At 60.5% G+C, this 11,708-nt stretch carries 10 protein-coding genes; 9 read left to right on the top strand and 1 reads right to left on the bottom strand.

Annotated elements, in window-relative coordinates:
* Positions 1-6 precede the first annotated feature (6 nt).
* Genes KGB14_RS14730 through KGB14_RS14720 form a run of 3 tightly spaced genes read left to right on the top strand, consistent with a single transcriptional unit; the run spans position 7 to position 2,463 of the window.
* The gene (locus tag KGB14_RS14730; protein ID WP_223487540.1) at positions 7-1,026 is read left to right on the top strand and encodes an aminoglycoside phosphotransferase family protein; all 1,020 of its coding nucleotides are present in this window, start codon (positions 7-9) and stop codon (positions 1,024-1,026) included.
* Positions 1,023-1,694: an N-acetylmuramate alpha-1-phosphate uridylyltransferase MurU gene (murU, locus tag KGB14_RS14725; RefSeq protein WP_223487539.1), complete on the top strand. Its 672-nt coding sequence runs from the start codon at positions 1,023-1,025 to the stop codon at positions 1,692-1,694. The genes KGB14_RS14730 and murU overlap by 4 nt, the downstream gene beginning before the upstream one ends.
* Before the next feature lies 1 nt (position 1,695).
* Positions 1,696-2,463 carry a TerB family tellurite resistance protein gene (locus tag KGB14_RS14720; RefSeq protein WP_223487538.1) on the top strand — a complete coding sequence of 256 codons (768 nt, stop codon included), beginning with the start codon at positions 1,696-1,698 and terminating at the stop codon, positions 2,461-2,463.
* A gap of 142 nt (positions 2,464-2,605) precedes the next feature.
* On the opposite strand, the gene KGB14_RS14715 is transcribed toward KGB14_RS14720, so the two are convergent.
* Positions 2,606-3,598: an alpha/beta hydrolase family protein gene (locus tag KGB14_RS14715; protein ID WP_223487537.1), complete on the bottom strand. Its 993-nt coding sequence runs from the start codon at positions 3,596-3,598 to the stop codon at positions 2,606-2,608.
* A gap of 74 nt (positions 3,599-3,672) precedes the next feature.
* Between KGB14_RS14715 and KGB14_RS14710 the strand changes: the two genes are divergently transcribed.
* The 6 genes from KGB14_RS14710 to KGB14_RS14685 all read left to right on the top strand — a co-directional run bounded on the left by KGB14_RS14710 (position 3,673) and on the right by KGB14_RS14685 (position 11,620).
* Positions 3,673-6,066, top strand: coding sequence for a PAS domain S-box protein (locus KGB14_RS14710; RefSeq protein WP_223487536.1), 2,394 nt, complete (start codon positions 3,673-3,675; stop codon positions 6,064-6,066).
* Between the two features lie 104 nt (positions 6,067-6,170).
* Positions 6,171-6,800: a response regulator gene (locus KGB14_RS14705; RefSeq protein WP_223487535.1), complete on the top strand. Its 630-nt coding sequence runs from the start codon at positions 6,171-6,173 to the stop codon at positions 6,798-6,800.
* 337 nt (positions 6,801-7,137) lie between these two features.
* Complete coding sequence (locus KGB14_RS14700) at positions 7,138-8,262, top strand: ABC transporter ATP-binding protein (RefSeq protein ID WP_223487534.1); 1,125 nt, start codon at positions 7,138-7,140, stop codon at positions 8,260-8,262.
* Between the two features lie 49 nt (positions 8,263-8,311).
* On the top strand, positions 8,312-9,355 hold the full coding sequence (locus tag KGB14_RS14695) for an ABC transporter substrate-binding protein (RefSeq protein WP_223487533.1): 1,044 nt from the start codon (positions 8,312-8,314) through the stop codon (positions 9,353-9,355).
* Between the two features lie 180 nt (positions 9,356-9,535).
* Complete coding sequence (locus KGB14_RS14690) at positions 9,536-10,783, top strand: ABC transporter permease (protein WP_223487532.1); 1,248 nt, start codon at positions 9,536-9,538, stop codon at positions 10,781-10,783.
* Positions 10,784-10,795: 12 nt separating this feature from the next.
* Positions 10,796-11,620, top strand: coding sequence for an ABC transporter permease (locus tag KGB14_RS14685; protein ID WP_223487531.1), 825 nt, complete (start codon positions 10,796-10,798; stop codon positions 11,618-11,620).
* Positions 11,621-11,708: the final 88 nt, after the last annotated feature.

Raw genomic sequence — 11,708 nt, 5'->3', positions numbered from 1 at the left:
CTTGCAATGCCTGATCAAGATGTACGCTTGCAACACCTGAAAGTTTGGCTCGATGAACAGTTGGCTATCCTCTTTGCAGAACAAGGTTGGGGCACCGTGCCCCCGGCCACGTTGACCGCGGCCAGCAGTGACGCGAGTTTTCGGCGCTATTTCCGCTGGGAAGGCGCAGGAAGAAGTTTCGTCGTGATGGACGCGCCGCCACCCCAGGAAAACTGCAAACCCTTCGTGGATATCGCTTTTCTGCTGGCGAAATCCGGAATAAACGTGCCGAAAATTTATGCCGAAGACCTCGAGCGTGGTTTTCTTTTGCTCAATGACCTGGGCAACAAGACTTACCTGGACGTGATCGACAGCGAAAACGCCGACGATTTGTTCAAGGATGCCCTGCAAGCGCTGCTGGCTTTCCAGCAATTGCCGATGGTGGCGCCTCTGCCGAGTTATGACGTGGCGCTGCTGCGTCGCGAGCTGGAACTGTTCCCCGAGTGGTACGTGAAGCGAGAGTTGGGCATCGAGTTCGACTCGGCGCAGCAAGCGCTCTGGCAGCGTGTCAGTGACCTGCTGATCGACAGCGCCCTGGCTCAGCCAAAAGTGCTGGTGCATCGCGACTACATGCCGCGCAACCTGATGATCAGCGAGCCGAATCCCGGCGTGCTGGATTTCCAGGACGCGGTTTACGGCCCTGTGACCTACGACGTGACTTGCCTGTTCAAGGACGCGTTCCTCAGTTGGCCCGAAGAACGCGTGCGCGGTTGGCTGGCTGATTACTGGCAGCAAGCCGGCGCGCTCGACATCCCGGTGCAACCAGACTTCGAAGACTTCCTGCGCGCCAGCGACCTGATGGGCGTGCAACGGCACCTGAAAGTCATCGGCATCTTCGCCCGTATCTGCCATCGCGACGGCAAGCCACGCTACCTCGGCGATGTGCCGCGCTTCTTTGCTTATATAGAGGCGGTCGTCGCCCGTCGCCCTGAGCTGGCGGAGCTGGGTGAATTGCTGGCCAGTCTGCGTGCCGGAGCGACTGCATGAAGGCAATGATTCTGGCGGCGGGCAAAGGCGAGCGTATGCGTCCGCTGACCCTGACCACGCCCAAACCGCTGGTTCGCGCCGGCGGAGTGCCCCTGATCGAATATCACCTGCGCGCCCTGGCGGCGGCGGGGTTTACCGAAATCGTGATCAACCATGCCTGGCTCGGTCAGCAGATCGAAGATTATCTGGGCGATGGCTCGCGGTATGGCGTGAGCATTCAGTACTCGGCGGAAGGCGAACCGCTGGAAACCGGTGGCGGAATATTCCGCGCGTTGCCGTTGTTGGGTGACGAAGCCTTTGCGGTGGTCAACGGTGACATCTGGACCGACTACGACTTCAGCGTGTTGCATCAGCCCATCGCCGGGCTCGCTCATTTGGTGCTGGCGGACAACCCGGCGCACCACCCGAGCGGAGATTTCACTTTGCTCGATGGCCATGTGCAGGACGGTCAACCGGACGCATCAACCTTGACCTACAGTGGTATTGCCGTGCTGCACCCGCGTCTGTTTGACGGGTGCACCGCCGGTGCCTTCAAGCTTGCGCCGCTGCTGCGCAAAGCCATGGCTGACGGGCAAGTGACGGGCGAGCGCCTGAATGGGCATTGGGTGGATGTCGGGACTCATGAGCGCCTGGCTGAAGTGGAAACTCTGATAGAAGCGAGACACTGACATGTTGTGGCCAGGGACTCTGATTGGAGCCGGTGCGGGCTTTGCCATAGCCAGCATTCCGGGGGCCATGCTCGGCGCGTTGTTAGGACAGGCGCTGGATCGGCGCCTGCACCTGCAGAGCTGGGCGCATTTATGGGAAAAATTCGGTGGCCGCTCGGTGCTGCGCAACGATGAGCTGCTGTTTGTGTTGCTGGGCCGATTGGCCAAGAGCGATGGGCGGGTAGTGGATGGCCACATCCAGCAGGCGCGGCAGGAAATGCGCTCGCTGGAGATGACCGAATCGGCACAACGTCGGGCGATTGCGGCATTCAATCGCGGTAAGTCGGGAGATGACCGGTTGCGTGGTTATCTGCGACGCTTGAGTGCCCAGCCCCACGCGGCGGAAGGCGTATTGCGTGCCTGTTGGCGGATGGTCTGGGCCGATGGCCGCGCCGGTAGCCGTGAGCGCGAGCTGATTGCCCAGTGGGGCAAATGGTTGGGATGGACGTCACAACAGGTGCAGGCCTTGGCGGCAGACTATGAGCTGCAGAAGCGCCCATTGGTCAACGCCGCCCTGACTTACCAGGATGCCTTGCGGCTATTGGGGGTCTCGGCGACCAGCGAGCCGGCGCAAATCAAGCGCGCCTATCGACGCCTGCTCAGTCGCCATCACCCGGACAAGATTGCCGGCAGTGGTGCGACGGCGTTGCAGGTTCGCGAGGCCACGGACAAGACTCGTGAATTGCACAATGCTTACACGTTGATTCGGGAGCGGCGGGATTTTCGTTAGCAGGATAGGTATGTGTTGTTTGTGATGCCGCCATCGCGAGCAGGCTCGCTCCCACATTAAATCGTCAGGGGACACAGAATTTGTGTACGACCGAGATCAATGTGGGAGCGAGCCTGCTCGCGAAGGGCGCGACGCCGATCTATCAGTCCGCCGCAGGCTGCGGATTCAACCAACCCCGCACCCGCCGGACCAACTGCTCTTGCTCGGCCTTGGCATTACCCGGCAGTGCCTTGAGCGATACCTGACTGAACCCCGAAGTCTTCAAGCGTTTGCTGGCCTGCAGGCGTTCGAGTGCCGCGTTGCGCTCCACCGGCTTGTCCATATAGAAAATGTCGACGGTAGGCAGCTTGATCGTCGGTGTCAGTTCGGCCAGTTCGGGCTTCGCTGTAACGGGCGTCTGGACGGCGACCATCACGAACTTTTCGACTTGCGATGGCTGCTTTTCGCTCAGATAACGCGCGGCCCAGTAAGCGCCGGTACCATGGCCCAGCACGACGATGCGGCGAGCGCTTTGCTGTTCGGCGTAGGCGATGGCAGCGTCGATGCGGGCGAAGATTCGCTCGGCGTCGGCTTTGGCCTGTTCTTCGGTGGTTTCGACGACGGCCTTGTCGGCCACATCCGCTTCGCCGCCGGCCGCCTGTTCGATGGGCGCCGCAGTGGTGGAGTCTTTGCTGGCGGCATCAGGCGCTTTGGGCGCTGGCGCCACTTCGACGATACGTGGCGCAATGGTTTCGCTTTGCAGGTCCGGCAAGGTAATACTCAGGCTGCTCCACTCGGCGTCCGGCAATTTGCGCCGCAATGGGCTGATTGCTTGCGGCCAGTCAACGGTTTCACCAGCGCCGGGGATGATAATCACCGCGCCTTTGGGCTCGGCGGTATTGGCCGGTTTCCACAAGGCGAGGAAGTTGTCGGCACCGGCTTGCAGTTGTTGCTGTTCCTGTGCAGGAATTTTTCGCTCAAGTGCGCTCGCTTCTTCCTGACTACGCTCAAGCAGCGGCTGACGTTCGACCGGTTTTTCTTCGGCGGGTTTTTCCGCAGCGGCAGGTGCCGGGTCGGCCGCCTTGACGGAAAAGGCGCACGGCAGGATCAGCGACAGGCACAATGCTGGCAGTGCCAGGCGGTAGACAGGGGGCATCGGATATTCCAGGCCAGAAGTTATTCCGGCAGCCTAATGGGTTGGTCAGTATTTGTCAGTGTGTGAGAACTTCGATGATGCGTTTTCGCTGCCTGTGGGTTATCGGCTGTTTGTGGTTTCCCTTGATGGGCTGGGCGGCGCCCGCGCCACCGGTGCACATCGTGCAACTGTCTTCTGCGCAGCAGCAATGGCTGGCGCAGCATGGCGAATTGCGGGTCGGGTTGGTGCTGCAAACGCCCTATGCCCAATACGATCGCCGCTTACAACGCTTGTCCGGGGTTAACGTCGAGCTGATGAAGTGGCTGGCCAAGGCGCTCAAGGTCGAGCTGAGCTGGCGTAATTATCCCGATCTTGCGCAACTGGAAGCCGCCGCCCGTGAAGGCGACATCGATATCGCGCCGGGGCTGACGCAAACCCCTGCCGGTTTGCGGTTCTGGCAGTTTTCCGATCCCTATATGCGGGTGTCGCAACTGGTCGTCAGCGACCAGAAGAGCACCGGCACGGTGGAGCTGGAAAAACTCGACAGCCAGACCCGCGTCGCCGTGCGCATGCCCAGCGCCACTGCCGATTATTTGCGCAGCAACTATCCCCATCTGAACCTGCAAGGCGTGCCCCTGGAGCGCCAGGCGCTGCAACTGTTGTTGAGTCAGCAGGCCGGTTACGCCGTGGTCGATGAAGCGCAGTTCGGGCGCCTGTCTGCCGAGACTGAGTTCTCCGGGCTGGTCGTGGTAGGCGACATAGGTTTCCCGCAACTGCTGCGAGTGGCCACGCGCCGGGATTGGCCTGAGCTGGCCGACATCGTTGAAAGCGCGCTGCGGGCGATCCCGGCCAAGGACCTCGAACAACTGCACAATCAATGGCTGCAACCCAAGTATCCGCGGTTGTCCGAGTCGCCGGGGTTCTGGCAGAACCTCAGCCTGCTCTTGGTGGTGTTGCTGTTGAGCTGCATCGCCATTGTGTTCTGGCAACGTCGCCAACAACACAGCCTGGAGCACCGATTGCTGGCAGCGCGCGAGGACATTGCCCTGCGCGAGGCCAGCGAAGAGGCCTTGCGCCTCACGCAGTTCTCCATCGATCAAAGCACTGTCGGCATCCTTTGGGTCAACTGGGACAGCCATGTACGCTACGCCAACCGGGCAGCCGAAACCATGCTCGGCTATCCGGCGGGCGGGATCATTGATCGGCCATTGATCGACTTTGAGCCCGGTTTGCACATGGACCGCTGGCTGAACCTGTGGAAACGCGCCCGTGCCAGTGAGGAAGGGGTGCAAAGTTTCGAAACCAATTGCGTGCGAGCGGATGGCAGTATTCTGCCGGCGGATGTTTCGTTGAGCTTCTTGCGTTTTCGCGATGGCGAATACCTGGTGGTTTACCTCAATGACGTCACCGAACGTCGTCGCGCCCTCGCCGCATTGCAGGAAAGCGAAGCGCGGCTGCAAGGGATCGCCGCCAACGTTCCCGGACTGGTCTTTCGTCTGGAGCGGGCGCCGGTAACCGGGCAGATCGACTTTGCCTACATCAGTGAAGGCAGCGAGAGCCTGGTGGGCTACTCGCCGGCCACCCTGGCTCATCGGGACAAAGGCCTGCGCAGTCTGGTGCACCCGGATGACAAAGCCAGTTATCACCAGACTCAGGACCATGCGCTGGACACCGACAGTGACTGGTCGTGGCAGGGACGGATTCTGACCCGTCAGGGCGAACAGCGCTGGGCCGAAATCAAGGCCATCACCCGCCGCCTCGACGACGGCGCCTATGTCTGGGACGGGATCGTCTGGGACATTACCGAGAGCAAGCGCATCGAACTGGAACTGGCCAGCTCCCGCGAGCAATTGCGTGAGTTGTCCGCCCACCTGGAGAGCGTGCGGGAAGAGGAAAAGGCGCGCATCGCCCGGGAAGTTCACGACGAGCTGGGTCAGATGTTGACCGTGTTGAAATTGGAAACGTCCATGTGCGAACTGGCCTACGCCCAGCTCGATCCTGGTCTGAACGAACGCTTGAACAGTATGAAACGCTTGATCGCTCAGCTGTTTCAGCTGGTGCGTGATGTGGCCACGGCGCTACGGCCGCCGATTCTCGATGCCGGGATTGCCTCGGCCATCGAATGGCAGGCGCGGCGGTTCGAGGCGCGCACGCAGATCCCGTGCCTGGTACAGGTGCCGGATAACTTGCCGGTGCTCAGCGACGCCAAGGCCATCGGTTTATTCCGGATCCTTCAGGAAGCGCTGACCAATGTCATGCGCCACGCCCAAGCGCATACTGTGGAACTGACGCTGGCCCTTGAGGGCGATGAACTCTGTCTGACGGTCAGCGACGATGGCGTAGGATTTGTCGCCGCTACTGGCAGGCCGACATCCTTTGGGCTGGTCGGCATGCGTGAGCGGGTGTTGATCATGGGCGGGCAGTTGTCGCTTGAGAGTGAGCCGGGGGAGGGTACGACCTTGACTGTGCGAGTGCCGCTGGACCGCTAAAAGATCGCAGCCTTCGGCAGCTCCTACGCCGAACGCGTATCTCTGTAGGAGCTGCCGAAGGCTGCGATCTTTTCGGCGACAAGGCAATTATTGAGGAGAGGCAAGTGATCCGTGTACTGGTAGCCGAAGACCACACCATTGTTCGCGAAGGCATCAAGCAATTGATCGGCCTGGCCAAGGACTTGCTGGTGGTAGGGGAGGCGAGCAATGGCGAGCAATTGCTCGAGACCTTGCGCCATGTTCCGTGCGAAGTGGTGTTGCTGGATATCTCCATGCCCGGGGTCAACGGCCTGGAAGCGATTCCGCGGATTCGCGCGCTGAACAATCCCCCGGCGATTCTGGTGTTGTCGATGCACGACGAAGCGCAAATGGCGGCCCGGGCATTGAAGGTCGGCGCCGCAGGCTACGCGACCAAGGACAGTGATCCGGCATTGCTGCTGACGGCAATCCGCAAAGTCGCGGCGGGCGGGCGATACATCGACCCGGACCTGGCCGACCGCATGGTCTTCGAAGTCGGCCTGACCGATGCGCGACCGTTGCACTCGTTGCTGTCGGAGCGTGAATTCTCGGTGTTCGAGCGCCTGGCCCAGGGCGCCAACGTCAACGACATCGCCCAGCAACTGGCCTTGAGCAGCAAAACCATCAGCACCCACAAGGCGCGGCTGATGCAGAAGCTCAACATCACCTCCCTGGCCGAACTGGTGAAGTACGCCATGGAGCACAAACTCCTCTGAAAACCGTTCGCGATCCCCTGTAGGAGCGAGGCTTGCCCGCGAAGCTTTTAGCGTCAGTGAGGACCCCTTCGCGGGCAAGCCTCGCTCCTACAGGAATTTAGTGGCATGTCCAATTGCGACATGCACTCAAAGCTGTTTTTACCGGTTCTTGCGGCTTGCAGCTCACCGCCTGTCGCCATCACGAATCGACATATCCATCCCCGCCATCCTTGTAGGGCAATCCCTACCCCGATTCTTCCATCCGGCTGAGGCGATTCTCTCCTGCGCCCCGATTTGCGTGGCTCCCAGCGTCCACTAGGCTTAGTCCACAGCAGTCATCAATAACAAAGGTGTGGGTATGAGCCAGGTTGATTCAAGCGCAGGGGCCAGCGATATTCTGGTCAGCTTTCGTGGAGTGCAAAAGAGCTACGACGGCGAGAACCTGATCGTCAAAGACCTCAACCTGGATATTCGCAAAGGCGAATTCCTCACCTTGCTCGGGCCGTCCGGCTCCGGCAAGACCACCAGCCTGATGATGCTCGCCGGTTTTGAAACGCCAACCGCCGGGGAGATTCAACTGGCCGGGCGTTCCATCAACAACGTGCCGCCGCATAAACGCGACATCGGCATGGTGTTCCAGAACTATGCATTGTTTCCGCACATGACCGTGGCCGAGAACCTGGCGTTCCCGCTGACCGTGCGCGGCTTGAACAAGAGCGACGTCAGTGACCGGGTCAAACGTGTGCTGAGCATGGTTCAGCTCGACACGTTCGCCCAGCGCTATCCGGCGCAATTGTCCGGCGGTCAGCAGCAGCGTGTGGCTTTGGCCCGGGCGTTGGTGTTCGAACCGCAACTGGTACTGATGGACGAACCCCTTGGTGCACTGGACAAACAACTGCGCGAACACATGCAGATGGAAATCAAACACCTGCACCAACGCCTCGGCGTGACCGTGGTCTACGTGACCCACGACCAGGGCGAAGCCCTGACCATGTCCGACCGCGTCGCCGTGTTCCATCAGGGTGAGATCCAGCAGATCGCGCCGCCGCGCACACTCTACGAAGAGCCGAAAAACACTTTTGTCGCCAACTTCATCGGCGAGAACAACCGCCTCAACGGTCGCTTGCACAGCCATACCGGCGACCGCTGCGTGGTCGAGCTCGGTCGCGGTGAAAAGGTCGAAGCCCTGGCGGTCAACGTCGGCAAGACCGGCGAACCCGTCACGCTGTCGATTCGCCCGGAGCGCGTGAGCCTCAATGGTTCGAGCGAGTCCTGCGTCAACCGCTTCTCGGGAAGGGTGGCGGAATTCATCTATCTGGGCGACCACGTCCGGGTTCGCCTGGAAGTCTGCGGCAAGACCGACTTCTTCGTGAAACAACCGATTGCCGAGCTCGATCCTGCGCTGGCTGTCGGCGACGTGGTACCGCTTGGCTGGCAGGTCGAACACGTTCGCGCGCTCGACCCACTTTTAGAGGCGCATTGATCGCCCCCTGCTTCACCAACACCAACCCTGCACGTGGAGAGAACAATAAATGTTGAGATCCCTGAAATTCACCGCCCTGGTCGTAGGCATGATGGGTGCGGCACACGCGATGGCGGCGGGCCCGGACCTGACCGTGGTGTCCTTTGGCGGGGCGAACAAGGCGGCGCAGGTCAAAGCCTTCTACGCACCGTGGGAAGCGGCCGGTCACGGCAAAATCGTCGCTGGCGAATACAACGGCGAGATGGCCAAGGTCAAAGCCATGGTCGACACCAAGAGCGTGTCCTGGGATCTGGTGGAAGTTGAATCGCCAGAACTGTCCCGTGGTTGCGACGAAGACATGTTCGAGCAACTTGACCCTGCGCTGTTCGGCAAGAGCGAAGACTACGTCAAAGGCGCTATCCAGCCGTGCGGCGTGGGTTTCTTCGTGTGGTCGACTGTGTTGGCCTACAACGCCGACAAGCTGAAAACCGCGCCGACCAGCTGGGTCGATTTCTGGGACACCAAGAAATTCCCGGGCAAACGCGGGCTGCGTAAAGGTGCCAAGTACACCCTGGAATTCGCCTTGATGGCTGATGGTGTGGCGCCCAAAGACGTCTACAAAGTGCTGGCCGGCAAGGACGGTCAGGACCGTGCGTTCAAGAAGCTCGATGAGCTCAAGCCAAGTATCCAGTGGTGGGAAGCCGGCGCACAACCGCCGCAATACCTCGCCTCCGGTGACGTGGTCATGAGCTCGGCCTACAACGGCCGGATCGCAGCGGTACAGAAAGAAAGCAACCTGAAAGTGGTGTGGAACGGCGGCATCTACGACTTCGACGCGTGGGCGATTCCAAAAGGTCTGGATAAGACCCGTGCCGAAGCGGCGAAAAAATTCATCGCGTTCTCGGTGCAACCGCAGCAACAGAAGACCTACTCGGAAAACATCGCCTACGGCCCGGCCAACACCCAAGCCGTGCCGTTGCTGGCCAAGGATGTCCTGAAAGACATGCCGACCACCCCGGAAAACATCGCCAACCAGGTGCAGATCGACGTCAGCTTCTGGGCTGACAACGGTGAGCAACTGGAGCAGCGCTTCAATTCCTGGGCTGCGAAGTAATCCTTCGCCTGTAGGAGCTGCCGAAGGCTGCGATCTTTTGACTTTGGCTTTTCAAGATCAAGAGATCGCAGCCTCGTTGCACTCGACAGCTCCTACAGGAGCGAGGCGTTTTTTGAGTATTGATGTAATGCGGCATCGCTGTGTGCGATGCCGCCCATCCAAAGATTTCCGGAGTACGCCATGGCTATCGCCATTCCCGTGAACGCGGGCACCGACCCCACCTTGAAGCAGCGGCTCAAGCACGCCGAGCGGATCAACCGCTGGAAAGCACAAGCCTTGATCGCGCCGCTGGTGCTGTTTCTGTTGCTGGTGTTCCTGGTGCCGATCGTGGCGCTGCTCTACAAAAGCGTCGGTAACCCGGAAGTGGTCGGCGTCATGCCGCGCACCGTGGCGGCCATCGCCAGCTGGGATGGCCGAGGCCTGCCGGCAGAGCCTGTGTACAAGGCCGCCAGCGAAGACCTCGCCGAAGCCCGCAAGAATCAGACCCTGGGCGACTTGTCCAAGCGCTTGAACATGGAGTTGGCCGGCTACCGCAGCCTGCTGACGAAAACCGCACGTGCCTTGCCGTTCGCCACGCCGCCGACTTCTTATAAAGACGCGCTGGAAGGCCTCGACGAGCGCTGGGGCGACCCGGCCTATTGGCAAGTCGTACGCCGCAACACCAGTGGCGTGACACCTTATTACCTGCTGGCCGCCGTCGATCACCGTATCGACGACCTCGGCGAACTGGCCCCGGCCACCCCCGATCAAGCGATCTACCTCGATATCTTCGCCCGTACCTTCTGGATGGGCCTGATCATCACCGTGATCTGCCTGGTGCTGGCCTATCCATTGGCCTACCTGCTGGCGAACCTGCCATCGCGGCAAAGCAACCTGTTGATGATTCTGGTGCTGTTGCCATTCTGGACCTCGATTCTGGTGCGGGTCGCCGCGTGGATCGTATTGCTGCAATCGGGCGGCTTGATCAACAGCGGCCTGATGGCCATGGGCATTATCGATAAGCCGCTGGAGCTGGTGTTCAACCGCACCGGGGTCTACATCTCGATGGTGCACATCCTGCTGCCGTTCATGATTCTGCCAATCTATAGCGTGATGAAAGGCATCTCGCCGACGTACATGCGTGCGGCGATTTCCCTGGGCTGCCACCCGTTCGCCAGTTTCTGGCGGGTGTACTTCCCGCAAACTTATGCCGGTGTCGGCGCCGGTTGCCTGTTGGTGTTCATCCTCGCCATCGGCTACTACATCACCCCGGCGTTGCTGGGCAGCCCGAACGATCAGATGGTCAGCTATTTCGTCGCCTTCTACACCAACACCAGCATCAACTGGGGCATGGCGACCGCACTCGGTGGGCTGTTGCTGCTGGCGACCGTGGTGCTTTATCTGATTTACAGCTGGCTGGTGGGCGCCAGTCGCCTGCGCCTGAGCTAAGGGGAGAATGAAATGCTGAGTCCTTATATGTCGCCCATCGAACGGGTGTGGTTCTACAGCTTGCGCACGCTTTGCGGGCTGATCCTGTTGTTCCTGATCCTGCCGGTGCTGGTGATCATTCCGCTGTCGTTCAACTCCGGTAGTTTTCTGGTCTATCCGCTGCAAGGTTTCTCGCTGCACTGGTACCAGGACTTCTTTGCGTCGGCGGAGTGGATGCGTTCGCTGAAGAACAGCATGATCGTGGCCCCGGCAGCGACGGTACTGGCGATGATCTTCGGCACGCTGGCGGCGATCGGCCTGACCCGGGGCGACTTCCCGGGCAAACCGCTGGTGATGGCGCTGGTGATTTCGCCGATGGTGGTGCCGGTGGTGATCATTGGTGTGGCCAGTTACCTGACCTTTGCTCCGCTGGGGTTTGGCAACAGCTATATATCGCTGATCGTTGTGCACGCCGTGCTGGGTGTGCCGTTCGTGATCATCACGGTGTCGGCGACCTTGCAGGGGTTTAACCAGAACCTGGTGCGAGCCGCTGCAAGCCTGGGGGCCTCGCCACTGACGACGTTCCGTCGGGTGACCTTGCCGTTGATTGCTCCGGGCGTGATTTCCGGTGCGCTGTTTGCCTTCGCCACCTCGTTCGACGAAGTGGTGGTGACGCTGTTCCTGGCCGGCCCCGAGCAAGCGACCTTGCCTCGGCAAATGTTCAGCGGTATCCGCGAAAACCTCAGCCCGACCATCGCCGCTGCCGCGACGCTGCTGATTGCATTCTCGGTGATCCTGCTGCTGACGCTGGAATGGTTGCGCGGGCGCAGCGAAAAACTGCGCACTGCCCAAGTCTGACGCGGTCCCCTGTAGGAGCTGCCGAAGGCTGCGATCTTTTGACTTTGATTTTTAAGATCAAAAGATCGCAGCCTTCGGCAGCTCCTAC

The sequence above is a fragment of the Pseudomonas sp. A-RE-19 genome (assembly GCF_019956555.1).
GTDB lineage: Bacteria > Pseudomonadota > Gammaproteobacteria > Pseudomonadales > Pseudomonadaceae > Aquipseudomonas.
This window is presented reverse-complemented; position numbering and strand designations above follow the sequence as displayed.

Coding starts and splice junctions, on each gene's coding strand:
- KGB14_RS14685 (WP_223487531.1), top strand. CDS start 10,796: ATGCTGAGTCCTTATATGTCGCCCATCGAACGGGTGTGGTTCTACAGC.
- KGB14_RS14690 (WP_223487532.1), top strand. CDS start 9,536: ATGGCTATCGCCATTCCCGTGAACGCGGGCACCGACCCCACCTTGAAG.
- KGB14_RS14720 (WP_223487538.1), top strand. CDS start 1,696: ATGTTGTGGCCAGGGACTCTGATTGGAGCCGGTGCGGGCTTTGCCATA.
- KGB14_RS14700 (WP_223487534.1), top strand. CDS start 7,138: ATGAGCCAGGTTGATTCAAGCGCAGGGGCCAGCGATATTCTGGTCAGC.
- KGB14_RS14710 (WP_223487536.1), top strand. CDS start 3,673: ATGATGCGTTTTCGCTGCCTGTGGGTTATCGGCTGTTTGTGGTTTCCC.
- murU (WP_223487539.1), top strand. CDS start 1,023: ATGAAGGCAATGATTCTGGCGGCGGGCAAAGGCGAGCGTATGCGTCCG.
- KGB14_RS14715 (WP_223487537.1), bottom strand. CDS start 3,598: ATGCCCCCTGTCTACCGCCTGGCACTGCCAGCATTGTGCCTGTCGCTG.
- KGB14_RS14730 (WP_223487540.1), top strand. CDS start 7: ATGCCTGATCAAGATGTACGCTTGCAACACCTGAAAGTTTGGCTCGAT.
- KGB14_RS14695 (WP_223487533.1), top strand. CDS start 8,312: ATGTTGAGATCCCTGAAATTCACCGCCCTGGTCGTAGGCATGATGGGT.